Below are 24,864 nucleotides of genomic sequence, written 5' to 3'. Positions count from 1 at the left end.
GGCCGGAACGATGCTTAGACGACGTGGTCCGGGGCGAGCGCGCAGGCCGGGCCGCCCGCGATCTCCACCTGCAGCGTCGCGTGCGCGATGCCGAAGCGCTCCCGCAGCACCTGCCCGCACTCGGCCAGGAAATGGTTGCCCGGGTGCCCGGCCGGCATCACCAGGTGGGCGGTGAGCGCCGTCTCGGTGGTGCTCATCGACCAGACGTGCAGGTCGTGGACCTCGGCGACGCCCGGCCGCTCGGCGAGGCAGCGGCGCACGGCGACGGGGTCGATGCCCGGCGGCACCGCCGCGAGCGACATGGTCACGCTGTCGCGCAGCAGGCCCCAGGTGCCCGCGACGATCACCGCCACGATCACGAGACTCACCAGCGGGTCGATCCAGGTCCAGCCGGTGAGCACGATCGCGAGCCCCGCCAGGACGACCCCCGCCGAGACCGCCGCATCCGCCACCATGTGCAGGTAGGCGCCGCGGATGTTGAGGTCGCCCTTGCGCCCGGAGGCGAACAGCCAGGCGGTGAAGCCGTTGATGGCGATTCCGATCAGCGCGACGGTGATCACCGTGCCGCCGGCCACGGGGGGCGGGTCGGCGAAGCGCAGGATCGCCTCCCAGGCGATGGCCCCGACCGCCACCAGCAGGAACACGGCGTTGAACAGCGCGGCGAGGATCGAGCTGCCGCGCAGGCCGTAGGTGAAGCGCGCGGAGGGCGCGCGCCGCGCCAGCACCGCCGCCGCCCAGGCGATCAGGAGGCCGAGCACGTCCGAGAGATTGTGGCCCGCATCCGCCAGCAGCGCCACGGAGTCGCTCAGGACGCCGAACACCGCCTCGACCAGCACGAAGCCGGTGTTGAGGGCGACGCCGATCGCGAAGGCGCGGCCGAACTCGGCCGGGGCGTGGACGTGCCCATGGCCGTGATGATGGCCGTGATCGTGGTGGTGGTGCGCGTGGTCGTGTCCCATGGCACCGACATAGGCGATCACGCTGGGTCAGGCGAGCCTGGTCGGGCGGGCGGACAGGGTGTCGGCGCGGCCTGCGCATCGCGGCGCCGTCAGGCGGGCGGTGATTCCGCCCAGGAAGCGGGCCGCGATCCCAGCGGCCTCGCCGGCCGGTCCCAGCGCACCGGCGTTCCGGCGATCGAGACCGGGGGGCTCGCGCGCCGCGCCGGCCCCCAGCCGGTCGCCTCGACGGCCGCCTCCGCGATGTCCGTCGCGACGTCGGTCTGTGTCGCGCCCTCGGAGCCGGGCGGGGCGGCCTCGCCTTGAACCGCCGCCAGCAGCGCCGCGGTCCGGGCGAGGGAGAGCCGCGCCGAGAGGCCCCGCCCGTCCGTCAGGCGATGGCGCAGGGCCCTGAGCACGGCCGCCGCCGCCAGGTAGCCGGTGGCGTGGTCCAGGGCCTGGACGGGCAGAGGCACCGGGACGCCGGCCCCGCGCCAGCGCATCCCCGCCTCGGCGATCCCGGAGGACATCTGGACGAGGCTGTCGAAGCCGCGCCGGGCGCGCCAGGGTCCCGACCAGCCATAGGCGTCGAGCGAGACGTCGATCAGGCCCGGCCGGAGGGAGCGGCGCGCGGCCTCCCCGTAGCCGAGGGCGTCCAGCGCCCCCGGCCGGTAGCCGTGCACGAGGACGTCCGCCCCGGCGAGCAGGCGCTCGAAGGTCTCGCGGTCGCGCGGCGCCCGGAGATCCAGGCGGGCGCAGCTCTTGCCGAGGGTGACCTCCGGGGCGACCGCCTCCTCCTCCCAATCCGGCGGGTCGATGCGCAGGACATCGGCGCCGAACCCGGCCAGGAAGCGCGTCGCCACCGGCCCGGCCAGGATGCGGGTCAGGTCGAGGATCCTCAGCCCGGCCAGCGGCCGGCCGGGGCTCGGCCGCCAGGCCGAGGGGGAGGTCTCCGCGGGCGCGAACGCCACCAGCGGCTCGGCGGCGACGGCGCACCCCTGCGGATGGCGGGCCCACTCGGCGGCGGACCGCATCGCCGCCGCGCATCCGCCGGCCGCGACCACCGCCTCCTCGAGCGCGGCGGCCTCCCAGCGCGACGCCGCGGCGGCGACGGAGGGTCGGTCGGCCCCGCATCCCAGAACGGACAGCGCGGCGGCCCGGTGGCGCGGCGCGTTGGTGTGGAGCCGGATCCAGCCGTCGCGCGACGCATAATCGCCGGCGACGGGATCCCAGGCCGGCGGCAGGGTCCAGCCGATCGGCAGCAGGGATCGCGCGAACCAGAGCGCCGAGAGCGGGCGGGAGACGCGGATGGCGGGCGCTGTGGCGGTGGCGGCCAGTTCGGCGACGGCGAGCGCGGCCGTCCCGATCGCGGCCGCGGCGAGGGCCGCGACCGGGAAGGCGGAGGGCAGGAGCGCGGTCCCCTCGAAGCGGAGCGGCCCCGCGCGGCTTTCGGCGAGGCCGATGGCGGGCAGGATCCGGGCGAGGATCGGCGCCTCGCCCGACCGGCCGTCATCGCCCACGGGCGGGGCGCCGCGCATCCGCTCCGACATGGTGCAGTCTCCTTGACGTGAGAGCCGCCAGCCTCTCGGCTGTGCCGCGGAGGATCAATCTTGATCGACACGATCAACATGCGGGAATGGATCGACCGCGACGCGGCGCTGCACGCGCTCGGCATCAAGCCCCAGACGCTCTACGCCTATGTCAGCCGCGGCCGCATCGGGATGTGCCCCGATCCGGGCGATCCGCGGCGCAGCCTCTATCGGGCCGACGACGTCGCGGCCCTGAGGGCCCGGCATATCCGGGGCCGCAAGCTCGCCGACATCGCCGCCGGCGCCCTCGCCTGGGGCGAGCCCTCGCTGGCCACCAGCATCTCGACCGTGCACCAGGGCACGCTCCTCTATCGCGGCGTGGGCGCGGTCGATTGGGCGCGGGCGGCCACCCTCGAGGACACGGCCGCGCTCCTCTGGCAGGGCGATCGGGAGATCCGCTTCCCCGCGCCGCGGGTGCGGCCGCGCGAGCCGTTCTCGGCGCTGGCCGCGCTCGCGGCGTCGGGCCGGGCAACGCTCGGGCTCGGCGGGAATGGCCTGCGCGGCGACGCCGCGACCGCGATCGGCCATCTCGCCGCGAGCCTCGGCGCCGCGCGGGGCGACGCGCCGGTGCACCGCCGCCTCGCCGAGGCCTGGTCCCTCGGCGAGAGCGAGGGCGAGCGGATCAGGCTCGCGCTGATCCTCCTGGCCGAACACGAACTCAACGCCTCCACCTTCGCGGTGCGCGTCGCGGCCTCGACGGGCGCTTCCGTCGCCGCCGGGCTGCTCGCCGGCCTCTGCGCGCTCTCGGGACCCCGCCATGGCGGGGCCGGCATGGCCCTGGCGGCCCTGATGGGGGATGCCCGCCGCTGCGGCGCCGGCGAGGCGGTCGCCGCGTGGCTGGCCCGCGGCCGGGCGCTCCCCGGTTTCGGCCATCCGCTCTACCCGGCCGGCGATCCGCGCGCGAGGGCGCTGCTGGCGGAGCTCGCGCCGGACGAGACGGCGCGCGCCCTGCAGGAGGCGGCCTTCGCCGAGACGGGGGACCTGCCCAACGTCGATTTCGCGCTCGCCTGCCTGGCCGAGGCGTTGCGGCTGCCGGGCGACGCGCCTCTGTCCCTGTTCCTGCTCGGCCGCAGCGTCGGCTGGAGCGCCCACTTCATCGAGCAATCCGCCGAGGGCGGCCTCATCCGCCCGCGCGCCCGCTACCGCGGGCCGGGGCCGCGATCGGGCCCGGCCGGGCCCTGACGGTGGTCGCGGGCCGGTTCATCCGCCATCCGGTTGATGGCTTCGCCATCTCCGATTTCGGCCATGCGGATGTCGGCGTCGCTCAGGCGCCGTGCTCAGGCGCCGCGCAGGCTTGTGATCCGGGATCCGCTTCGATCAAGCGGATCCCGTCTCAGACCGACCCCACCGTCTTGAGCCTCGCCCGTGGGTGGATCTCCGCCTGGCTCATCACCGGCGTCTCGCGCCGGAAGCGCTCGATGATCGAGCGCACGAAGGGGCGGGCCTGGACCGAGGTGACCAGCACCGGCATCTCGCCCATCCGCGCCGCCTCCTCGAAGCGGTCGCGCACGGTCGTCACGAATTCCGACAGGCGCGAGGGCTGCATCGCGAGGTGACGCTCGTCGCCCTGGCCGACGATCGCGTCGAGGAAGGCGCTCTCCCAGGCCGGCGACAGGGTGATGATCGGCAGCACCCCGCCCGGGCCCTGGTACTGGGCGCAGATCTGCCGGCCGAGCCGGGCGCGGACGTGCTCGACGATGTCGCGCGGGTTCTTCACGTGGCCCGCCACCTCGGCGATCCCCTCCACGATCGTGCCGAGGTCGCGGATCGAGACCCGCTCGGCCAGGAGGTACTGGAGCACCCGCTGGATGCCGGTCGTGGCGATCTGGCTCGGGACGATCTCCTTGAGGAGTTCGGTGTGCTCCTTGGGCAATTCCCGCAGCAGCTTCTGCACCTCGACGTGGTTGAGGAGTTCGGAGACGTGGGCCTTGATCACCTCGGTGAGGTGGGTCGAGACGACCGTGGCGGCATCCACCACGGTGTAGCCGCGCAGCTGGGCCTGGTCGCGCAGCGAGGCGTCGATCCAGGTAGCCGGGAGCCCGAAGGTCGGCTCCAGCAGGTGCTGGCCGGGCAGCTGCACCTGGCCGCCCATCGGGTCCATCGCCATGAACTGGCCCGGGAAGACCTGGCCCGTGCCCGCCTCGATCTCCTTGACCCGGACGATGTAGGTGTTCGCGTCGAGCTGGACGTTGTCGAGGATGCGCACGGAGGGCATCACGAAGCCGAGCTCCGCCGCGAGCTGCCGGCGCAGGGCCTTGATCTGCTCGGTGAGCCGGTCCTGGCCGCCCGGGCCGTTGACCAGGGCGAGGAGCGCGTAGCCCATCTCGAGCTTCAGGTCGTCGAGGCGGAGCAGGTCCGCGACCGTCTCCTCCTTGGGCTGCGCCGCGCCGGCGCCGGGCGCGCCGCCCGCCGCCGGCGCCTCCGTGTCGACCGGCTTGGGCATCCGCGCGATCCGGCGCGCGAGGTAGGCGGCCCCGCCCGCGAGGAAGAGGAAGGGCAGCATCGGGATGCCGGGCAGGAGGGCGATCAGCAGCATCACCGCCGCCGACATCCCGAGCGCCTTGGGGTAATTGGCGATCTGGCGCCCGAGCGCCCGGTCCGCGGCCCCCCGCACGCCCGCCTTCGAGACCAGCAGGCCCGCCGCCGTCGAGACGATCAGGGCCGGCACCTGACTGACCAGCCCGTCCCCGACCGTCAGCAGCGTGTAGGATTGCGCCGCGGCGCCGAAGCCCATCCCCTGCTGCATCGTCCCGATGATGATGCCGCCCACCACGTTGATGAAGGTGATGAGCAGGGCCGCGACCGCGTCCCCGCGCACGAATTTCGAGGCGCCGTCCATGGCGCCGAAGAAGGCGCTCTCCTCCTCCAGCGCCTGCCGCCGGGCGCGCGCCGTCTTCTCGTCGATGAGCCCGGCCGAGAGGTCGGCGTCGATCGCCATCTGCTTGCCCGGCATGGCGTCGAGGCTGAAGCGCGCCGCCACCTCGGCGATGCGGCCCGAGCCCTTCGTGATCACCACGAAGTTCACGATGATCAGGATCGCGAAGACGATGATCCCGATCAGGAAGTTGCCCCCCATCACGAAGTGCCCGAAGGCCTCGATCACCTGGCCCGCCGCCGCCGTGCCCTCGTGCCCGTGGCCGAGGATGAGCCGGGTCGAGGCGAGGTTGAGCGCCAGCCGCAGCATCGTGGCGATCAGCAGGACGGTCGGGAAGACCGTGAATTCCAGCGGGTTCTCGATGAAGAGCCCGGTCATCAGGATCAGCACGGACAGGATGATCGACACGGCGAGGAGCAGGTCGAGCAGCAGCGCCGGCAGCGGGAAGATCAGCACCACCAGGATGCCCATCACCGCGATGGCGAGGACGAGGTCGCTGCGCCGCGTCAGGCCGACGAGGTCCGCGCGCGTCGGCAGCGCGAAGGCGCGCAGCGCATCGAGCCCCGTCGCCTTCGCGTCGCTCATCCCGGATTCCGCCCCGCCCTCACCCGGCAAGATCTGCCGGGTGCATGGTGAAGGATCCGTTAAGACACCCGCCCGGCCCGGCCGTTCCCGCGGCGCAGCGCCGTCGCTCTCATCACCGGTTGTTGGCCGGCTGCTCTTCGCGGCAGCGCAGCAAGGCAAGTGACATGCCCCGCTGTGCCGCAGCAAAAAACAAGCACAGGACCGGAACCGTGACGGTCAAGTTCGATCAATCCGGGAAGAACGACGTGGTGGCCCTGCGCCACCTCGGCGATTTTGCGGAACCAAGCGGCGGCATAACGATTGAGACGGTAACCCAAACCGACACGTCGAGGAGATCATGCGCACCACCCTGATCACCGTCGCGACCCTGAGCCTGCTCGGGGCCGGGATCGCGCAGGCCCAGACGACCGTGACCGGCGAGCCGGCGCGGGATGCCAAGCCCAGCACGCAGTCGCAGGGCCAGGAGGCCGTCACCCGGCCGAACACCGACACGGTCGACAAGGGCAATCCCGGCACCACCGGCACGCTCACCAACGCCAAGCTCGAGCCCGGTGCCAACAGCTTCACCGAGGGCCAGGCTCGCAGCCGCCTCGAGAAGTCCGGCTTCACCGAGATCAAGGACCTGAAGAAGGACGACCAGGGCATCTGGCGCGGCCACGCGATGCAGTCCGGCAAGTCCGTCCAGGTCGGGCTCGACTTCAAGGGCAACGTCGCCGCCAACCCGTGACCGCTGCCCGCGACGCACAGGATTCCTCTCACGAAGGAGCGCCCGATGGCGACCCGCACAATCTCGGCCCTGTTCGATTCCTACGATGACGCCGCCGCCGCCGTGCGGAAGGTGGAGGCGGCCGGCGTGCCGCATTCCGACGTCAGCATCGTCGCCAACAACGAGGGCGACCGCTATTCCGGCCACGCGACCGCGCACGACACCGCCCACAAGACCTCGGACGGGGCGGGGGCGGGCGCGAGCGTCGGCACGGTGCTCGGCGGCGGCGCCGGGCTCCTCGCCGGCCTCGGCCTCCTCGCCATTCCGGGCGTGGGCCCGGTCGTCGCGGCGGGCTGGCTGGTCGCGACCCTGACCGGCGCCGGCGTCGGCGCGGCGGCGGGCGGCCTCCTCGGCTCGCTCACCGGGGCCGGCCTGAGCGAGGACGAGGCCCACGCCTACGCGGAGGGCGTGCGCCGGGGCGGCACCCTGGTGACGGTGCGGGCGGACGACGCCACCGCCGACCGGGTGACGAGCCTGCTCAAGGAGCACGGCTCCGTCGACATGGACCAGCGCATGCAGGGCTGGCGCAGCGAGGGCTGGACCGGCCGCCACGACGCCACCGGCTCCTACAGCAACCCCGCCACGGTGGCGGGCGGCGAGGTCGGCAGCACGGCGATCGGGGCCGCGGGCTCGACCACGACCGGCCTCGGCACCGGCGCCCCGCTCCCGACGAGCGGCGTGCCCTACGGGGCCGGCCCGACCCCGGCCGGTCAGGCCATGGACGCGGCGGTCGAGCGCGACACCCTCGCGGGCACCACGCGCGAGCGCCACGCCGCGATCGAGGACGAGCTCCCCCCGGTCCGCCGCCCGGTCGAGACCGACCGGCGCTGACGCGATCCGGCGTCCGGACGCTCGGTCGGGACGCCGGACCACCGCGCGGCGCGACCGAGCGGATGACGGGTGATACCACCGGGCATTTCCAATGACCGGTGGTGCTGCGCTCGAATTTTCGCCAAGCCTTTGGCTTGAAATCGAAAATTCGAGATGGATCAACGGCTCGATGCGTCAGCATCCTGAGCCGTTGGTATGACGCGCAGCTTGGCTGACGGCCCGGCCGGGGGATGCCCCGGCCGGGCCTTCTTCGTGGGCGGTCGGCCGGGTCCCGGCGGCCTGCGCCGCGAAAGCTGCTCGGCCCGCGGCGCGGGCGGCCTTGCCGGACGACCCCGCACTCCCCCCGTCGAACGATCCTCCCGGGTGCCCGGTGCGCCGATCGCCCCGCGAACCGAGTCCCGGGTTGAGGCCGCCGCGTCGCTAGGCGTGGCCGAGGGCGGGGGCGTAGACTGCGCCATCGTTGGCAGTTCCGACTCCGTAGGCGCCGACGGCTGAGAGACCCTGTGTGCTCCCGCTTACGTCAGGCAGGAGCCCACCATGCGCACGCCACGCGCGGACGCCTCCAGACTCGTCCGGCAAACGGAAGCGAGCATCGCGCGGTCGCGCCAGGTGCTGGCGCAGTCCTACGCGATCCTCAGGCGCGCGAACCTGGTGCTGAACTCGCTTCGTCACGGTCGCGGCACGCGCTCCGCGCCGGGGGACGACGGGCCCGCCGAGGCGGGCGCGCGGGAAGTCACCGCCGCGAATCCCGACGATCCGGCCGGCAACGCCGGCACGTCCGGCGCGCGCAGCCCGGACGGCGGGGATGCGCGGCCGCTCGCGGGGCACCCCGTCGCGCCCCGCCGCTGAGCCGGGGCGGCCAGCGGTGCGGCGGCGGCAATTCTGCGGGACCAGGATCGTGAGAGGGATCGCTGCGGGCGATCCCGCGCGGGGCGAGGGTGTCGGCGAAGGGTGTCGGCTGCGGGCGTCCCAGGCCTCCGCGGTGAGCGCGTCGGCAGTCGGGGCGGCGGTGACGGCGGGGCTCGGGGTCGCGGCCCTCGCCCGGCCCGTGGCGCCCTCAGGCGCGCCCGAGGTCGGGGCCGAGGTCGGGCTGCCGCCACTGCCGCCCTCGGAGGTGATGCTGCACGCGCGCGACCAGGGCGCGCGCGCCGCGGGCGCCCTCAGGCTGATCGCCGGGGCCTTCCGGGCGGCGCCGGGCTGAGGGGCGCCGGAAGAGGAGGCGGCCGATCACGGTGCCGAGCCTTCGGCAGAACAGGGCCGCGGCGAGGAACCACGCGGCGGCGAGCCAGAGGGACTGGAGCAGCGTGAGCGCCGCCGCGCCGAGCACCAGGGCGCCGCGGCCGAGGAGGGCGAGGGCCCCGCGGGCGCGGGTGCCGAGCCGTTCCGAGAGCCGGCCCGCCCGGCGCAGGTCGTCCGCGCTCTCGGCGAGGGAGAGGGCCTGCAGGGTGCCGCGGGTACCGACCCGCCGCTGCAGGGCCGCCGCCTCCTCGCCGAGCCCGCGCAGGCGGCGCAGGGCGGCGGGGCGCAGGGCCCCGCCGAGCGTCGCCCGGGCGCCCGCGAGATCGAGGCGCGCGAGGGCGGCGAAACTGCCCCGGAGCGCGCCCGCATCGACCAAGCCCTCGGTGGCGCGGGCGAGGATTCCCTGCAGCGGCTTCGACAGGCGCCCGGTCCGGGTCGCGAGCTTGAGGGTGGTGGTGCCCGCATGGGCCGGCACGCCCGCCCCGGCGGCGAGCCCGAACGAGGCGACGGTGGCGCCCGTGAGGGTGAGGCCGACCGCCGAGAGGCCGAGCAGCATCGGGTCGTAGGCTTCCCGGCGCAGGAGCTTGCCGCCCTCGCTCCAGAGGTCGCGCAGGTCGCCGTAACCGACGAGGTCGCCCGCGAGCGCCCCGGCGAGGCCCGGCACGCCCTCGCCCTGGCCGGTGGCGAAGCCGCGCGCCGCCTCCGCGACGGCCCGCGCCGCCGCGCTTTCCTCAAGGGCCGCCACCGCCGCCCGGCGCGCCGGCGCCACCGCCGCGCCCTCGTGCTCCGCCACCGCGACGAGGCTGCGGGCGAGGTCCGGATCGCCCGCCGCCAGGGCGGCATCGATCTCCCGGCCGAGGCGCTCCGGCGTCGCGGCCTCGCGCAGCCGCAGGGCCGCGAGCGCCCCCGGGTCGTCGGCCGCCTCGCGCAGCTGCCAGGCCGCCCCGGCCCGCGGCAGCAGCGCCGGCGCCGCGGCCGCGAGGAGGCAGGCGGCGCCCGCGAGCAGCAGCGCGCCGGCCGCGCGGCGCGGCCGCGCCGGGCGGGGAGGCGGGGGGAGGGCGCAGGAGGGCATGCGAGCGGGATCCTTCTCGGCGAGAGATAGGAGCGCCCCCGCGCGCCCGCACGTGGCGGCCCCGCCACGCGGCCCGCTTTCCCGGGGGGCCCGGCCACGGGGCGGCCCACCTTTACCGGCGCTTAACCATGGCGCCCGCCCTATGCGGCCATGCCGCACGACGCTTCGCCCCCGCCTTCCCCCTACGATCCGCTGGCGGATGCGCGCGCGCTGCATGCCCGCATCGAGGCCCTGCGCCACGCCATGCGCCTGCAGATCCGCGCGCTGGACGGCCTGGAGCGCCGCCTGACGCCCCTGCGCCCCGAGGGACGGCAGGGCGCGGCGCGGCTTCGCGACCTCAAGGCGCTCGGGATGCTGTAGCCTCCGCGGCGGCACCCCGCCGGGCCGTGCCGAGGTCTGCGGGTTTGCCCGCCCCGATCGTGTCCCCTGGTGGGTGTCGTGCGCGACCGCCCGCGGCGGCTGCCGCGAGGGGCGAACCCCGCAGCTCCTGCTCGCGAACGGTCCTGGGGCCGCGGCGTCTCGCGCGCGCGGTCCTGTCGCGGAAGGACGGACTCCGCGGCCCTCCGGCAACGCGGTGAGGAACGGATAACCTTGGCGGGAGGACGCCCGGGACGGCCCGCGGGTCCGCGCGTTGAGCAAGGGAGCCGAAGGCGGGGAGCAGCGCATGCAGGACCGGTGCGGCCCGACCCCGGTGACGATCCGGCTCGGCGATCGGACGATCACCGCGAGCGTGCGGGCCGTGGGCGGGACCCTCGATCTGCCCCTCTGGCCCGACGGCCCGCCCCGCCGCCTGCGCCAGATCGTGCTCGATCTCGGCGCGGCGGGCGCGCCGGTGGAACTCTGGCTCGACGAAGCGGCGGCCGCCGGCCTCAGCGGGGGGCCATCACGGTCCTGAGCACCTCCAGGATATCGTCGCCGCGGCAGGGCCGGGCGACGAATTGCGCGTCCTCGGGCATCCGGTCCGGATCGGGCTTGGCGCGGCCCGACACGATCACGGTCGGCAGGCCGGGGCGCAGCTGGGAGGCCGTGCGGGCGAGGTCGAATCCGTCGGTCTTGCCCGACAATTCCACGTCCGTGATGAGGGCGACGATGTCGGGACGGCTCTCGAGCAGGGAGAGCGCCCGCTCCGCCGAGGCCGATTGGAGGGCCTCGAAACCCGCCGCCTCCAGGACGTCGCTCAGGTCCATGATGGTGAGTGCCTCGTCCTCCACCACCAGCACGACGGGCCGCTCGCCCGGCACGGTCTCGTTCTCGGTCCCCACGGTCACCATCCTCCGCGCTCGGCCCATCCGGCCGGTACGCCCGGTGGGCGATCCATGCGGAGGGCGTGTTGATCTGCGCCGACCGCCGGTCCACCGCCTGATGCGCCGACCGATGATCGAAACGAGGGACGGCACGCCCCGGTTGCAGGCCGCCCCGGGCCGGCGCCGCAGCGCCCGGCCGCGCCGCCCCGACGCGGTGGGGCGACACCCCTAAGGTTGGCCGGCTAGGCGTGGATGTCCAGCCCGGGCGGGTCCGCGGCCGGTGCGGCCGGCGCCGGGCCGTGGCCGCGCGGCCACAGCCTGCGCGGCCCGGGCAGGGGTTCGCAGGGTGCGCCCGCTTGCGCGGAGGCCCGCACCCCGCTAGAGGACGGCGTCCCGCCACCACGGCCCCGCGCCGCGGCGGCCCGGGTCGGAGAGGTGGCCGAGTGGTTGAAGGCGCACGCCTGGAACGCGTGTATACGGGCAACCGTATCGAGGGTTCGAATCCCTCTCTCTCCGCCAGTTCATCTTAAATCACTGTCGCGCATCGATTTATCCGCGCTTTCGCCGGCTCGCCTGCCGACATCATGTCGCTTTGGACTTAGCCTAGGTGAGGTCCGCAAGGCGTCCTGCGGAGTGCCTGTGCGGCGTCGAGGGCGGTGGCTGGTGGGCCCTGGGGGTTCCCCCACCTCCGGGCGGCATCCGGTCGGTCCCCTCTCGTGGGGTCGCTCGATACCATTCGTGAGGCTGCCGCGCGGGAGCGGAGCCGGGTCGCGCCGGCGCGGCTCCGGGCGGGGATCGGCTTCGGCGGCGACGTGCTCCCGCGATCGGGAGCGGTCCAGAAGGCCGCGAACCGCCGGTCGATTGTCCAGCGCCGGCCGTCGAGACCTGCCGCTTCGGGGTCGGATGCGCCACCCTCGCGCCCGCTGGCGCGGGCCAAGCAGGGACGGTCCTGATGCCGCTGCCCGATGCCGGCCCGTTGCCCTGTGGTCACGCGGGCGTCAGGATGATACTTGCAGCGCCGTATCGAGGTGGCGCCCACGGAGGACCGTCCGCGCCAAGGGCTCCCCGGATCCGAGAGGGTCGGCCCAGGCGGGTGAGGCGCAGCGCGACCGGCTGTGACGAGTTCGCTCGGTCCTGCGCGAACATGAAGGAGCGTTTTGGCCAATGTGACCGACCCGTCGATGCACGATCTCGGCACCGATCAGGTTGGGGCACCGGTGATGCCTCCCGCAACTTGGCTCAGCCGGGATCCGGCGCACGGAGCTGATCGCGCCGATGCGAATGCCGACCGAAACGTCGCGGAGATTCGTTACAGAAGTGCATTCGGCTAGTGAAAATAAGCAAGCTTGATGTCCGATCGCGGGACTGTCCTAGGTGATTGAATCAGCTCCTGCGTGATCAAGAAGCGCGAGCGAGCTGCCGTAATGCGTATTTCGAGTTCGCCGTGGTCCTGCGACCGGCAGACATCCACGTTGTGGAGTCATGATGCAAGGCTGTGCTGGAAGGTAGCAGAAAATGCTGTGGAGACGCAAAAAGAAGACTAGATCTGGTGTCATTGCCTCGATTGGCGGGTTCGATCAGACATATTACAGGCTCAAGAATCCTGATGTGGCTGCGTCCGGCGTTGATTTGCTGGATCATTTTCTCAATCACGGATGGAAGGAGGGCCGGGATCCGTCCCGCCACTTCAGCGTGAGCGGATATTTGCAGGCCAACCCGGATGTCGCTGCCGCGAACATCAATCCGCTGGTGCACTTTTGGGCATTCGGCCTGGCGGAGGGGCGGTCAGGATGGCAGGTCGCCGAGGCCGCCACGGCCTTCCAGGAGGGGAGATACAAGGACGCCCTGTCGGCCTCGAACCGCATCGCGGAAACCTCTCCGGGTTTGCCGGGAGCATATTACTGGGGCTCGTTGGCAGGGATCTACGACGGCGATTTTCGCGGTGTCTGCGATCTCGGAATGCGGGCGATCAAGAATGGCATCGCTGAACCCCTCGTGCTCACGGCGCTGGGAACCGCGTTCTGGCGCCTCGATCTTCCGGACTTTGCGCTGATCGCGCACGAACGCGCTTTCAAGCTCGACCCGGGGAGTTCTCACGTTCGCCTCGGCCTGGCGCGCGCCTGCATCCGCATGGGCGATCTCCAGCGCGCCATCGACGTGGCGGGGCCGATGGGCGACCATCTCGCGCCGGATCGGTCGACCTCCTTCGAGCTGACCACCGCAGAAGAGTTGGCATTGAGTAACCTGACTTGGCCGTTCGGTATCTACCAAGCCGGGATATCGGCTTTTCGAAGGGAGGACTGGGACACGGCCGTCCACCATTTCTCAAGAGCTTTCCACTTGTTTCTCACCCAGCAGAACGTCAATATGATTGATATCTGCGGTGAATATTATTGCAACGCTAAAATATGCTCGGAAAACAAGTCGGGGCTGCGCGCCATTTCGGATGCCGCGTCGCCTTTCCTGCCGGACGCGCGATGGCCCAAAGTGTACGCCGGCGCGCAGGATCTGCTGGAAGGGCGAACGGACGACGGGCTGCGCAAGATCGTCGAAGCCCAGCCCTTACCCCCGCGGGAACTCGGTGATCTTCTCGGCCTGAATTCGCTTCTGCTGCCCGAGGCCGTGACGCTCTCGCGCCGCGAGCGCTCGCCTCGCCTCTCGTCGGGGGCCGTCTCGGACTTTCGCGCGGCGCAAGCGCGGGTCGGATCCGGCCGCGCGATCCTCGCCGCCTGTGATGGAACCTACTTTTCCAAACTGTCCAATCTGTACGTGGGCTCACTCAACATTGTTGCGCCTGGATCGCATCTGCATTTTCACATCATGAATCCGCTGGACAGCACGGAGGCGCTGATCGGCCACTTGCGCACTCGCTATCGTGACGTCGAAATAAGTTTTTCTCGCGAAAACATAGATAAGTCAGACAAGAATTTGAAAGCGATCTACGCGACGCGGAGATTCGAAGTCGCTTTCGAGCTCATCCAAAAGCTCAGTGTGAATCTGCTCGTGACGGATGTCGATATATCTTTCGAATCTCCTGTCGCAGATTTCATTTCGAAACTGCGAGGCTCGGATGTCGGATTGATGTTCGAGGGACGTGTACTGCCTTGGTTCAGCAATCCAGCCACCATCGCATTCTTCTCGAATACGCCATCATCCTTGAAGTTCCTGTCCTACGTCAATAGCTACGTGGCCTTGGCGTTCGCATCGCTGCGTGATACGAACATCTGGTTTGTGGACCAAAATGCGCTGTATGTCTCTCGCCAGATCATGGGATCATCCCTTCAGATTGCCAATCTGAATTCGATCGAACCCGGCATTTTCGGCTGCTATACGACTGAGGGGCGCGATCTCTATACTGAGAGGCGATCGCGCGAGCTTGGCTTGTCGGATCCGGAGGGAGCTCCCGAGACCGTCACGGCCGCCGCCCGTGCCGGTGGCGGCAGGCTCTGACGGCCGCGAGGAGGGAGGCGCGAGTGTCGCCACCCGCGTGGCGAGCGGTGTCGAGGGGCGCGCTTCGCCCTCGGCCGCCCCCGTGAGCCGGTGCCGTCCGTCACCTCGCCCAGGACCTCCGCGGGCGCGTCACGCCGCGCTCTCGCCCGCCGCGGGCGGTCGCGGATCGGCCTCCGATCGCTCCAGGATCGCCACCGATGTCGGTTCGAACACGTAGAGACACGTCTCGGACCACGCGTCACGGACGCTGACCTGAGCTCCGCGACTGCGCGCGGCGCTCTCGAAGCTCTCGTCGGTATGGACGGCGACCACGCGATCGTACTGCGCGCACAGCGCGGTCACGTCCACGGGCGAGGGCGCGTCGCGCGGCACGCTCACGACGCAGAGCGATGCGGCACCGCCGAGTCCGCAACCCGGTTCCGTCGCGCGCATCGTCGCCACGACCGCGTCACCGGTTCCGGACGGGTACGTGATCTCCGCGCCGTCGCTGCGCAGAAGTTGTCTTCCGACGTGAATGCCGAGTCGTCTCGCCGCGTCGAGCTCACAGCCCGTGCAGACCACCCTCGTCCTCGTCCCGGGCGAGCCCGCGACCGCTTCCTGCTCGAGCACGAAGTCCGTCCGGCCGCCACAGCGTATGCAGTGACCGGTCAGCGCCGCCGCCCGCGCGGCTTCCGCGAGCCGCGCCTCCGCCGACGCCCTGACGGTCCTGACGGCATCGGGCAGGTTCGGCCGGTCGCCCCGCGGGGTGAGGTGAAGATGAGGGGAAGCCGCGTGCTTCGGGCGATTCTCGAAAATCTCCAGCAGCGTGTGCTCGTTGCGACCGGAAGCGCCTGACCAGTTGAACCCGTATTGCAGGGAGGAGTAGTATCGATGCCCATTCTTGTAAATGAGAGAGCGATATTGAGCCAGTAGTTCTCCAATCACTCCGAAAGAGTGAATGTTGAACTCATGGCTGTGTCGAGAAAATACGGCCTCATCCTCAATAATATTCCCGCTGAAGTGAAAAAAGCGAAGTGGGAAGCCATTGACGCTCCAAGTTCCGTCCGTCCTCGATAATCTTCTCTGGCTCAAGTTCCAGTAGGCAACATTGTATCCGACATGGCGAAGGATGAAGGTGTTGTCGATCATCGCGGGAAGAAGGTCTGCCCACTTCTGGTCCACGAAGCGGCCGCGCGGCAGGTCGATGCTGCAATCCGATTCGAGGCGGCGCGACCACCAGGAGACGACGCGTCGAACCTGCGGGGTATCGGCAAAACAGCAGAATCCGAGATTGTAGATCCCGTACAGCAGGAACATGCCGTCATTCATGTCGGCGAACTCGGCCGGTTCCGTGATGTGCGGCGTCAGAACACAGGCGGCGCCCTCGTCGAGGCATGATCGCAACTCGTCCAAGGGAGAGAGCACCATGATGTCGGGGTCGAGATAGACGACGCGACTGCCGGGATGCCTGTCAAATAAATAGAGGAACATGAAAGGTTTTAGAGAAGTATTGAGCTCCGTAATGTTGTAATTTTGTTTCATCTTCTCCAAATTCGGCACACCAAGTTGGTCGATGTATATAATTTCGAAGTCATACATGCCGGCATCGACGGAGTCCTCGCGGTCACAAAGCAGGAGGTAGAAGGTCGCATCTTTCTCGTGCGCCAGGATCGTCTCGCGCAGCGTGAGAGCGTATCCCATGAAATTGGCTGAACATACTGTGAAGAATATCATCGGCGGTCTCTCTACGCCCGAGCCCCGTGGGCGGGCAGGACTGGGTGCCGAACCGTGCCGGCGCTGACGGGGACGAGACGTGCCTCGGATCGCGGCGCTTCCGGGGAGGGGGCGGCGCATCCCTGCCCCGCGAGGACCGGTCCGGCCGCGGTCGCGCCATCGGCGGACATCCCGGCCGGTCGGGAGCGGCCGACACAGCTCGCCGCCCCGTCGCCGCGACCGCCCGCCGGCCCGGCCGTGGCCGGGCCGTGCGGACCACGCCCGCCCGTCACGGCTGCGCTCTCAAGGCCACGCCCGCGCTGCCGAGGATCCTCCCCATGATCTCCGCTCCGCGGCTCACGTCGTGAACCTCGGCCGCGCGACGGTAGCCCGAGGCGGAGATGTGCTCCCACAGGCCGCGGTCCCGGTGCAAGCGGCAGACCGCCTCGGCGAATTCCTCGGGGCTGTCCGAGACCATGACGTCCCTCCCCGCGACCAGGTCCATGCCCTCGGCGGCGACCGAGGTCGCCACGGTCGGCACCCCGTGGATCAGGCTGGACACGATCTTGCCCTTGGCCCCGGCTCCGTAGCGCAGGGGGGCCACCATCACCCGAAGTCCCTCCAGTCGCTCGCCGATGTCCTCGACGTACCCGACATACACGACGTTCCTGTCGCGCCGCAGCCTGAAGCGCGGCGGCAGATCCGATCCCAGGACGTAGAGCTTGATGGCCTCGTCGCGCCCGCTCACCAGCGGCCAGATCTCGTCGAGGAGAAACAGGAGCGCGTCCACGTTCGGCGTGTGGCCGAACCCGCCGATGAAGCCGACCCCGTCGCGGGCGTCGAAACCCGCCCGGGGCTCCGCGAGGTCGCGCAGGAGCGGAACGACGTGAACGTTGGCCCCCGGAACGTTCTCGCGCAGGAGCCTCGCCTCCAGGGAGGACACCACGATGGTGGCGTCGCACATCCGGCTCAGATAGTATTCCCGCTCCCGCGTCCACTGGCTGCGGTTGAGCGACACCCGGTCATCGTTCAGCAGCGCCTCGCGCTGCTCGCGCACGTGGTGCAGATCTACGGTATTGAAGATGATCTTCGCGCTTTGAGACGATTTCCTCGCAAACTTATAATAATTGCCGCCGCAATGAACTCTCGATAGGAAGAACACGTCAAAATTCTTGCCGCATCTAGCCAGAAAATCTTCGACCGACTTATACTTGTAGTAGTCGACGCCGTCGACGCCGATGTCCTCTATCTGGCGCCGATAGCAATTGTCGTCTTGGAATTCGGCGGAGGCAATGAACGTGATGCGAAATCCCATGTTCAAGAAAATACGAAGGAAATTGAATGCGTCCAGTGAACCGGAATCCCGATTGGGCCTGGGGTATACGCCGTCGATCACCAGCAGCTTCGGGCCGTTCCCGGCCCGGGTCGACGCAGGTCCCGGCCTTGCCGTTCGGCCGGAGAGGTTCTCATCCGTGCCCATATAGTGCTCCAACGCAGCGATGTTCGAATCCAGCGGGAGCGAATGGCTATCGATGTAAGATGCAAGGTCGAATAGAGGGTTCGGATTGTAACGGCTATCCTCGTTGCGGGTGAGAAAATGGGCGAGCGGATGGAGGCCGGCCGCGGCGGCATCGGGGTAGGACGCGTCGTACCAAGCGGTATCGAAGAGCGGATGCGGCTTCAGACCGTGCTCGACCCCGTGTCGGATGTAGTGGACGAGCGGGTTGACATCCGCGGTACGCACGTGCGGGTAGGAATCGAGGTACCAGTGCGGCCTGAACAGCGGGTTGGGCATGCGCCCTTCCCGGGAGCCGTGATCCACGTAGTGCCGGATCGGATCGGCACCCGAGGCGCTCACGTCCGGATAGGTTCTGCGATACCAATCGACGTCGAACATTCCCGGGCAGGATGCAATGGTCTCGTAATCGCTCGCGGTCGAGGCTTCGGAGCGACGCTCTTTCCTGGCGAGATGGTTGGTTAATTTAGCAATATTTCTGAGAATATTCTTGGATTTCCGCATTGTGATCGATGCTCGCGATACGTGTAGGGCGCCCGCTTCATGAACGGCGCCGATTCCCGGCAATCCCACGGGCTGCCGGGATCCGACTCGGCCGGAGCCGACACGGCATTAGCAAATTCGTGAGCTTTCGGAAGCATGCCCGGATGCTCGCGCGGTCGCCGCGGGGCGCGGCGGCAAACCGCGACCTGCCGGGGCCGGACCGGCGGCATCTCTCCGGACGCGGTGGAACGGCCCGCACTGCCGGCGGGTCCGACCCGCGGCGCGATGCCGCCCGCGCGTCCGCCTCGCGCCGCCGCGGCTCGGCGCCCGCCCGGTCCACCGCGTCCGGCGCGGCGGTCCGATCGCGATCCGGGAACTTGCATCCCGGCAGGTGGGGCATTAAGGGCATGCCGGAATCCTGTGGAAATTTCATCAATGGATCCTTACCGCGTCGGGCCTGATCGTAAGGCTCTGGAGGAGCTATTCTTTTTCAGTCCGCTTCCCCCTTCACGGAACGGCATTGCCGATTACGCGACGCGTGTCTTGGCGGAGCTTTCGTCCCACTACGACGTGACGGCGTTCAGCGACTCACTATTTTCCGAGGTCCCGCCGGGCGTGACGCTGGCCGATGAGGCTTGCGCGTTCCAGTATCTCCGGCCCGGCGCCAAGAATGTGTACCAGATCGGCAACAATCCCGGACACGTCTTCGTGTTACGTGCTGCGCTGCGCCATCCTGGCGTGGTCGTATTGCATGATCCGCGCCTTCTTTATCTGTATCAGACGGCAGGAACCTCGACTCAGGATCTCTACGATCTGATGGCCGCATCGAATCCGCGCGCCGCGGAGCTGGTTCGCGCGGCGCGCGTCGATGGTCGTGGGCCGACCCGGGCCGATCACGTCCTGTTCGACGCCCTGGCGGATGTTGTGAGGGCGTCCCGCGCCGTCGTGGTGCATTCCGACTACGCCCGCCAGCTGATCCGCAAGCAGCACGGGGACGTCGCCGACAAGGTCGTGGTCATCCCGCACTTCGCGTACCCGCCCGTGACGCTCGCGCGGGCGGCGGCGCGCGCGGCCATGAACGTCGCCGCGGACGCCTTCGTGGTGATCACGGCGGGCTTCGTCCATCGACGCAAGCGCTACGAGTGGCTGATCGAGGGCCTTGACCAAGCCTTGCAAACCATCCGGCAGCCGGTGGTCTGGATCCAGGCCGGCGAGTTGCGGGAGGAGGAGGTGCCCCTCGCGGAGCTGCTGGACCGCCACCCGGCGGTCAAGGCGGTCTCGCGGGTCACGGGCTACCTGTCCGAGAGCGACCTCGACACCGCCGTCGCTGCCGCCGACGTTCTGGTGAACCTGCGCTTTCCATCGGAGGGCGAGAGTTCGGGATCGCTGGCGCGGGCGTTCGGGAACGGCACCTGCTGCCTCGTCTCCGATACGGCCGCGTTCCGGGAGATCCCGGACGATGTCGCGATCAGGATCCCGACGGTCGATGCGCCGCGGGCGATCGCGGCGGCACTGGACGCGCTCGCGGCCGCTCCCGCCCTCCGCGACGCCTTCGGCGCACGGGCCGCGCGCTACGCCGCGACGGAGCTGTCGATGAGCCGCTACGGCGAACGGTTCCGAGGCGTCCTCGACAGGCTCGACGCGTTCCCGGTGACGGCAGCGGCCCCCGCCGGGGCGGCGCTGCCCACGCTCCGCCTGCCGCCCGATCCCGCCTCGGCGCGCGCGCGCCTCGAGGCGCAGCTCGCCGCCCACCCGGCGGGCGTGAGCGTCGAGATCGGCCCGATCCAGGCCCTCGTCGACGCGCGCGCGATCCTGGCATCCGTTCTGCCGGGAGGCGCCGAGGCGCGGCACGTGCGGGTCGTGCCGGTCTCGGCGGACGGCCCGGCCGACGAGGCGTCCTATCAACTCCGGCTTCGCGTCTCCCGCCAAGCCGTGTCGCGCACCCAAGCCGTCTCGCGCACCCAAGCCGTCCCGCGCCCCCCGGCGACGGCCTGATCGACGCGCATCCCGGTCCCACCCGCATCGAGGCTGACGTGGCTTCCCTTCGCAGCATCCTGTCGGTCGTTCGAGCCTTTCGGTCGGCGGACGCCCGGAGCCTGATTGAGTCGGGCCTGTTCGACGCCGCATGGTACCGGAAGCGCTACCCGGCTGCCCGCCGCGGCCTCGTCTCGCACTACCTCGCCTCCGGGGCCGCGGAAGGTCACTGGCCCAACCCGCTGTTCGATCCCGTCTGGTACGCGACGGCCTACCCGGAGGCGGTGGCGGACGGGACCTTGCCGATCCTCTCCTATCTCCGGGACGGGCTCGCGACCGACCGGCGGCCCAACCCGGTCTTCGACACAAGGTGGTACCTGGAGCGCTACCCGGACGTCCGCGACTACCGGTTCCACCCCCTCGTGCACTACCTGAGGCACGGCGTCGAGGACGGCCGGGATCCGAGCCCCGACTTCAGCACGCTCTGGTACCTGGAGCAGAATCCGGACGTGCGGAATGCCGGTGAGCACCCGCTGGTCCACTACCTGCACTTCGGGATGCACGAGGGGCGCGCTCCGCGCCCGGCCTCCCCGGGAGACCGGGCGGCCGTCCACCGGACCGAGCCCCTCACCCGCCTCGAAGCGATGGTCCGGCGGGCGCAGGCCGGGGAGACGGAGCCCGCGGACCGGGCCGATCCCGTCTTCCGCTCCCTCGCCGAGGCGGTCGCGGCGATCAGGCTGCGCGATCCGGACGCCCGCTTCGTCGACGCCACCTATCCGGATCATGTCCTGCCCGGCCTCGTGCCCGATGCCGTGCTGGCCGGCCCGGCGGCCTTGCTGGCGCAGGAGGGTCCGTTGGGGTTCTACGCCGCGTTCCGCCAGCAGGGCGGTCGCCAGCCGATCTTCGTCGGCGGCCTGCCGCGCCGGCCGCCTCCCCACGAATGGGTCTATGTCGGCGCCTGCGACGCGCTGCCCCCCCGCCTCGGGCCGGCCCTCGCCGCGCGATCGTTCCTGGTCCGGGACGAGCCCGACCGGATCGCGCAGGTCGCCGCGCGCGCCCCGGCCGAGATCGATTCGCTCGATCTCGGTCCGCCCGATGCCGAGGGCCTCGGGGTCGCCGCGCTGCTCGCGCCGGGGCGGCGCGCGGCCTTGACCGAGCCGGTCGGCACGGCCGAGTTGCCGAACCTGGACCGCATCCTGCTCCTGCCGGATCACGCGGTCTCGACCCCGGGCGAGGTCGAGACCGCCGGCGATTTTTCCTGGATCTGGTGCGGGCCGGACCGCATCCAGCGGTTCGCGCTCGGGCGGCGGCCCTTTCCCCGTACGACGATCGGGATCGCGTTCAGGGCCGCCGATGTGGGGATCGGGTCGCGGTGCCGCGACCTGCTGCGCTTCCAGGTCAATGGCCGCACGGTCGAGGCCGTCGTGGCGGTGTCGGGTCGGGACGGGGCGGCCCTGATCGCCGTCCCGCCGGCCGGGCCGGCCGGGCCGCTGACCCTCTCGATCGGCTGCCGGGACGGCGTGCGGGCCCCGGGAGACCCCCGCCGGCTCACGGTGCACGTCACCGCCATCACCCTCACGCCGGCCCGTCCGGAGACGGCATCGCAGGAGATCGCAGCCCGATGAGCCGCCCCACCTCCGTCGGAGCCGGCCCCCGCATCCTCGTCGTCTCCCCCATGGCGTCCCATCCCGCGAACCAGGGCAATTCGCTCCGGCTCCTGGCGTTCAACCGGGAGCTGATGAGGCGCGGCAGCCGCATCGACCTCGTCTATTACGGCATGGAGGGGCTGACGCCGGAGAGCGAGGCCGCCATGCGGGCCGCCTGGAACGACTTCATCTTCGTTCCGAGCCGGCCGCTCGGACGTCCGTCCTACGCCACGCACTGGGGCATCGACGACTGGTGCTCCGACGCGCTCTGCGAGGCCGTGGAGCGCCTCACCGCCGAGCGCCGCTACGACGCGGTCGTGGTGAACTACAGCTGGATGTCCCGCGTGCTGGAGTTCTGCGACGGCCCGGTGAAGGTCCTCGACACGCACGACGTGTTCGCGGGCCGCCGCGACAAGATGGTCGAGGCCGGCCTCGACCCGCGCTGGTTCTTCACCTCGGTGGCGCAGGAGCGCGAGGCCTTCGCGCGGGCGGACATCGTGATCGGCATCCAGGAGGCCGAGAGCGGCCTGATCGCCGAGCATTGCGCCGGCCGGGTGCTCACGGTCGGGCACCCCCTCGATCTCGACTTCCTGCTCGAGGAGGCGGGGACCGAGCGCCCGCTGCCATTCGGCTACTTCGCGAGCGGCAACCCCTGGAACAAGCGCTCCGCCCTGGCCCTCGACGCGGCGCTGGCGACCCGTCCGTTCCGCAACTGGGCCATCGCCGGCACGATCTGCGACAGCCGGCTGCGCCTGAGGACTGCACCGCTCGAACTCGGTCGGGTCGCGCATCCGCGCGAGTTCTACGACCACGTGGACTGCGTCGTGAACCCGATGATCGGCGGCACGGGGCTCAAGATCAAGACGATCGAGGCGCTGTCCCATGGCCGGTCGGTCATCGGCACCACGGCCGCGTTCGAAGGGCTGCGGCCCGCCCACCCGTTCCACCGCTTCGCCTCGGCGGAGGCGCTGGCGGAGGGCATGCAGGATCTCGCGAGGGATCCCGCACTCCGGGACGAGGTGGCCCGTGCGAGCCGGACCCTCGCCGTGGCCTATGCGGGCGCGGTCGCCGCCCAGTTCGACATGTTGATCGCTTCCATCGAGGACCTCGCCCATGATCGCCGAAGCCAGCGCCACGAAGAGCTCGCCTGAGCCCCGCCCGGCGGTTCCCGCGCATGCCGGGCGCGATGCCGGGGATGCCGCGGCCTTTCCGTTCGGCCGGGCGCGCGTCCTGCCCGGCCACATCGTCCTGATCGCCGAAACCGAGGCGCGCCTGCACGGCCCTCTGCTGGCCCTCGTCGAGGGCATCGAGATCGGCCGCAGCCGGCCGCTGGATCGCTGCGCCGCGGGTGACGAGGTCTCGATTCCGATCCGGCGCTTCCCGTTCGTCCCGCTCCCGTGCGAGGTCCGCTTCTCCGGCGAGGACGGCCTCGATGCGGCGGCGCCGATCGCGCTCGCCTCGGAGGCCGAGGCGGTGCGGCTCGCGGGCCCCGGCGAGGTGACGTGCGACGATCTGCGGATCGAGAACGGGATCGTGACCGGGACGCTCACCAACGCGGTCAACGGGCTCGCGGTCCCGGTGCTGGTCGGGCAGATCAACGGCGTGTTCCGGCAAGTCCAGGTTGGGCCGCTGCGCATGCGGGACGAGGGCGGCAGCACCTGCCGGCTCTCGCTGGCGCTCGAGGCCGGCGACCTCACCGAGACCGGCGCGACCATTCGCGTTCACGCGCTGCCGAACCTCGCACCGATCGCCCAGATCGGCTTCTCACGCGCCGACAAGGATGCTCTGGCGGAGGCCGTGACGCGCCTGGAGGCGAAGGTGGCGCAGCTCGCCATGAGGGCGCGCATCGACGCGGCGGGCGCTCAGCGCGTCCTCGAGGAGGCCGTCGCGCGCCAGCAGACGCGCCTCGACGCGATGACGGAGTACTTCGCGGCCCTCGTCTACGACCGAGGGGCGGGGGTCCCGGACGATCAGGCGGCCGCGGCCGAGGTCGACCGCGTCCTCAAGGCCTTCTACGAGACCGTGCGACGGCCCGACGACGGGCGGGCCGTATCCTCCGCCCGGAACATGGTCCGCCTCGCGCCGACGGACCCGAGCTTCGGCGACGACTGGCACGCGCCGGAATACTTCGACGGCGTCTCCTTCCGCTGGATGCCGGTCGCCGCCACGATCCTCAATCCGGCCGCGGATCGGCGCGCGACGGGGTTCCTCGTCAGCGTGTTCTCCTATCTCGGCGAGGTGCCGCCCGACGTTTTCGTCTCGCTCGACGGTGGGGAGCCGGTCCGCGGCGAGAGGATCGGCCTGGTCGACGGGCAGTCCTACACGGTCCGGATTATCCTGCCCTCGCCGCAGCATTTCGGGGTTGCGCGCCTGATCTCCAGCCAGGCGAGGCGGCCGAGCGAGCTCGACCCGACCTCCCACGATCGGCGCATCCTGTCGTTCAGCGTGACCGGAATCAGGCTGCTGCTCGAGCCCGACGAGTGAGGCCGGGCGCTGACGGCGGCACCGTCGAATTCCACGCCCAGGTCACCGGCGACGACGCTCCTGCCGAGACGAGACGCCGGACGACGCTCTCGGGTGCAGGCCCCGGCACCGGGCGGCGGTCACGGCCGAGGATGCCGGCGGTGAGGACGTCGGGGCGAAGTGATCCGCTGTCCGGACGCTCACGTCCGTTCAGCGGATGACAAGCCCGCGCGGCGCCTGAGCGAAGCCCCAATCCGCATTGCGACGCAATCCGTCGGATCACGAGCCCGCGCGGCGCTTGAGCGAAGCCGACCTCCGCATGGCCGAAATGGGAGATGGCGAAGCAATCCGTCGGATGTCGGATGACCCGCCTCGACGCTCCGGCGCGGGCCCGCCGCATGTCGCGCCAGCCCGCGCATCCGGACGCGGCCCGCGACGATGACGCCCGCACTCTGCGCCTGTCGATTGCCTCACTGCCAGTCCGGTCGTGTCATCCAGAACCGC

The 24,864-nt window shown here is 70.8% G+C and carries 18 protein-coding genes and 1 tRNA gene; 12 read left to right on the top strand and 7 right to left on the bottom strand.

From position 1 onward, the window contains the following. Positions 1 to 14: 14 nt before the first annotated feature. Together MET2598_RS0103595 and MET2598_RS0103590 are read right to left on the bottom strand one after the other, a co-directional pair. Positions 15 to 959, bottom strand: a complete 945-nt coding sequence (locus MET2598_RS0103595; protein WP_012333715.1) for a cation diffusion facilitator family transporter — start codon at positions 957 to 959, stop codon at positions 15 to 17. Between the two features lie 89 nt (positions 960 to 1,048). Beyond that, the gene (locus MET2598_RS0103590; protein WP_018259887.1) at positions 1,049 to 2,485 is read right to left on the bottom strand and encodes a CoA transferase; all 1,437 of its coding nucleotides are present in this window, start codon (positions 2,483 to 2,485) and stop codon (positions 1,049 to 1,051) included. Between the two features lie 60 nt (positions 2,486 to 2,545). On the opposite strand from MET2598_RS0103590, the gene MET2598_RS0103585 reads away from it, so the two are divergent. After that, positions 2,546 to 3,706, top strand: coding sequence for a citrate synthase (locus MET2598_RS0103585; protein ID WP_018259886.1), 1,161 nt, complete (start codon positions 2,546 to 2,548; stop codon positions 3,704 to 3,706). Between the two features lie 151 nt (positions 3,707 to 3,857). Here MET2598_RS0103585 and flhA read toward each other — a convergent pair whose 3' ends face one another. Further along, positions 3,858 to 5,984: a flagellar biosynthesis protein FlhA gene (flhA, locus tag MET2598_RS0103580; RefSeq protein WP_018259885.1), complete on the bottom strand. Its 2,127-nt coding sequence runs from the start codon at positions 5,982 to 5,984 to the stop codon at positions 3,858 to 3,860. A 337-nt stretch (positions 5,985 to 6,321) separates the two neighbouring features. Between flhA and MET2598_RS0103575 the strand changes: the two genes are divergently transcribed. The 3 genes from MET2598_RS0103575 to MET2598_RS0103565 all read left to right on the top strand — a co-directional run bounded on the left by MET2598_RS0103575 (position 6,322) and on the right by MET2598_RS0103565 (position 8,430). After that, positions 6,322 to 6,711, top strand: coding sequence for a hypothetical protein (locus MET2598_RS0103575; protein WP_012333719.1), 390 nt, complete (start codon positions 6,322 to 6,324; stop codon positions 6,709 to 6,711). Between the two features lie 45 nt (positions 6,712 to 6,756). Then, entirely contained in the window at positions 6,757 to 7,581 is an 825-nt protein-coding gene (locus MET2598_RS43660) for a hypothetical protein (RefSeq protein WP_012333720.1), read from the top strand. Between the two features lie 537 nt (positions 7,582 to 8,118). Further along, entirely contained in the window at positions 8,119 to 8,430 is a 312-nt protein-coding gene (locus MET2598_RS0103565; RefSeq protein WP_018259884.1) for a hypothetical protein, read from the top strand. A 208-nt stretch (positions 8,431 to 8,638) separates the two neighbouring features. Here MET2598_RS0103565 and MET2598_RS0103560 read toward each other — a convergent pair whose 3' ends face one another. After that, positions 8,639 to 9,892 (bottom strand): hypothetical protein, encoded by a 1,254-nt coding sequence (locus tag MET2598_RS0103560; protein ID WP_026190488.1) that lies wholly within the window; start codon positions 9,890 to 9,892, stop codon positions 8,639 to 8,641. A 150-nt stretch (positions 9,893 to 10,042) separates the two neighbouring features. On the opposite strand from MET2598_RS0103560, the gene MET2598_RS0103555 reads away from it, so the two are divergent. Together MET2598_RS0103555 and MET2598_RS0103550 are read left to right on the top strand one after the other, a co-directional pair. Then, complete coding sequence (locus tag MET2598_RS0103555; RefSeq protein WP_018259883.1) at positions 10,043 to 10,252, top strand: hypothetical protein; 210 nt, start codon at positions 10,043 to 10,045, stop codon at positions 10,250 to 10,252. A gap of 304 nt (positions 10,253 to 10,556) precedes the next feature. Then, a complete protein-coding gene (locus MET2598_RS0103550; protein WP_018259882.1) occupies positions 10,557 to 10,787 on the top strand; it encodes a hypothetical protein in 231 nt (76 codons plus the stop codon). On the opposite strand, the gene MET2598_RS0103545 is transcribed toward MET2598_RS0103550, so the two are convergent. Further along, complete coding sequence (locus tag MET2598_RS0103545) at positions 10,762 to 11,163, bottom strand: response regulator (protein ID WP_012333725.1); 402 nt, start codon at positions 11,161 to 11,163, stop codon at positions 10,762 to 10,764. The genes MET2598_RS0103550 and MET2598_RS0103545 overlap by 26 nt on opposite strands. Before the next feature lie 402 nt (positions 11,164 to 11,565). Between MET2598_RS0103545 and MET2598_RS0103540 the strand changes: the two genes are divergently transcribed. Further along, positions 11,566 to 11,655, top strand: a tRNA-Ser gene (locus MET2598_RS0103540). Positions 11,656 to 12,651: 996 nt separating this feature from the next. After that, entirely contained in the window at positions 12,652 to 14,586 is a 1,935-nt protein-coding gene (locus MET2598_RS0103535) for a tetratricopeptide repeat protein (protein ID WP_026190486.1), read from the top strand. Positions 14,587 to 14,715: 129 nt separating this feature from the next. Here MET2598_RS0103535 and MET2598_RS0103530 read toward each other — a convergent pair whose 3' ends face one another. Both MET2598_RS0103530 and MET2598_RS0103525 read right to left on the bottom strand, forming a co-directional pair. Beyond that, a complete protein-coding gene (locus MET2598_RS0103530; RefSeq protein ID WP_026190485.1) occupies positions 14,716 to 16,299 on the bottom strand; it encodes a hypothetical protein in 1,584 nt (527 codons plus the stop codon). 268 nt (positions 16,300 to 16,567) lie between these two features. After that, positions 16,568 to 18,298, bottom strand: coding sequence for a glycosyltransferase (locus MET2598_RS0103525; protein ID WP_236728658.1), 1,731 nt, complete (start codon positions 18,296 to 18,298; stop codon positions 16,568 to 16,570). Between the two features lie 264 nt (positions 18,299 to 18,562). On the opposite strand from MET2598_RS0103525, the gene MET2598_RS38545 reads away from it, so the two are divergent. The 4 genes from MET2598_RS38545 to MET2598_RS0103500 are packed head-to-tail and all read left to right on the top strand — an operon-like array spanning position 18,563 to position 24,381. Continuing rightward, complete coding sequence (locus MET2598_RS38545; protein WP_157182077.1) at positions 18,563 to 20,272, top strand: glycosyltransferase; 1,710 nt, start codon at positions 18,563 to 18,565, stop codon at positions 20,270 to 20,272. Between the two features lie 38 nt (positions 20,273 to 20,310). Beyond that, a complete protein-coding gene (locus MET2598_RS0103510; protein ID WP_012333749.1) occupies positions 20,311 to 21,876 on the top strand; it encodes a hypothetical protein in 1,566 nt (521 codons plus the stop codon). Then, positions 21,873 to 23,048 carry a glycosyltransferase gene (locus MET2598_RS0103505; protein WP_018259876.1) on the top strand — a complete coding sequence of 392 codons (1,176 nt, stop codon included), beginning with the start codon at positions 21,873 to 21,875 and terminating at the stop codon, positions 23,046 to 23,048. The genes MET2598_RS0103510 and MET2598_RS0103505 overlap by 4 nt, the downstream gene beginning before the upstream one ends. Further along, positions 23,011 to 24,381, top strand: coding sequence for a hypothetical protein (locus MET2598_RS0103500; protein WP_018259875.1), 1,371 nt, complete (start codon positions 23,011 to 23,013; stop codon positions 24,379 to 24,381). Before MET2598_RS0103505 ends, MET2598_RS0103500 begins: the two co-directional genes overlap by 38 nt. The last annotated feature ends 483 nt before the right edge of the window (positions 24,382 to 24,864 follow it).

The organism is Methylobacterium sp. WSM2598 (genome assembly GCF_000379105.1).
Classification (GTDB): Bacteria; Pseudomonadota; Alphaproteobacteria; order Rhizobiales; family Beijerinckiaceae; genus Methylobacterium.
Note: the sequence above shows the minus strand (reverse complement) of the source record. Positions and strands in the feature narration are given on the sequence as shown.

Coding starts and splice junctions, on each gene's coding strand:
- MET2598_RS0103595 (WP_012333715.1), bottom strand. CDS start 959: ATGGGACACGACCACGCGCACCACCACCACGATCACGGCCATCATCAC.
- MET2598_RS0103590 (WP_018259887.1), bottom strand. CDS start 2,485: ATGTCGGAGCGGATGCGCGGCGCCCCGCCCGTGGGCGATGACGGCCGG.
- flhA (WP_018259885.1), bottom strand. CDS start 5,984: ATGAGCGACGCGAAGGCGACGGGGCTCGATGCGCTGCGCGCCTTCGCG.
- MET2598_RS0103575 (WP_012333719.1), top strand. CDS start 6,322: ATGCGCACCACCCTGATCACCGTCGCGACCCTGAGCCTGCTCGGGGCC.
- MET2598_RS43660 (WP_012333720.1), top strand. CDS start 6,757: ATGGCGACCCGCACAATCTCGGCCCTGTTCGATTCCTACGATGACGCC.
- MET2598_RS0103565 (WP_018259884.1), top strand. CDS start 8,119: ATGCGCACGCCACGCGCGGACGCCTCCAGACTCGTCCGGCAAACGGAA.
- MET2598_RS0103560 (WP_026190488.1), bottom strand. CDS start 9,892: ATGCCCTCCTGCGCCCTCCCCCCGCCTCCCCGCCCGGCGCGGCCGCGC.
- MET2598_RS0103555 (WP_018259883.1), top strand. CDS start 10,043: ATGCCGCACGACGCTTCGCCCCCGCCTTCCCCCTACGATCCGCTGGCG.
- MET2598_RS0103550 (WP_018259882.1), top strand. CDS start 10,557: ATGCAGGACCGGTGCGGCCCGACCCCGGTGACGATCCGGCTCGGCGAT.
- MET2598_RS0103545 (WP_012333725.1), bottom strand. CDS start 11,163: ATGGTGACCGTGGGGACCGAGAACGAGACCGTGCCGGGCGAGCGGCCC.
- MET2598_RS0103535 (WP_026190486.1), top strand. CDS start 12,652: ATGCTGTGGAGACGCAAAAAGAAGACTAGATCTGGTGTCATTGCCTCG.
- MET2598_RS0103530 (WP_026190485.1), bottom strand. CDS start 16,299: ATGATATTCTTCACAGTATGTTCAGCCAATTTCATGGGATACGCTCTC.
- MET2598_RS0103525 (WP_236728658.1), bottom strand. CDS start 18,298: ATGCGGAAATCCAAGAATATTCTCAGAAATATTGCTAAATTAACCAAC.
- MET2598_RS38545 (WP_157182077.1), top strand. CDS start 18,563: ATGCCGCCCGCGCGTCCGCCTCGCGCCGCCGCGGCTCGGCGCCCGCCC.
- MET2598_RS0103505 (WP_018259876.1), top strand. CDS start 21,873: ATGAGCCGCCCCACCTCCGTCGGAGCCGGCCCCCGCATCCTCGTCGTC.
- MET2598_RS0103500 (WP_018259875.1), top strand. CDS start 23,011: ATGATCGCCGAAGCCAGCGCCACGAAGAGCTCGCCTGAGCCCCGCCCG.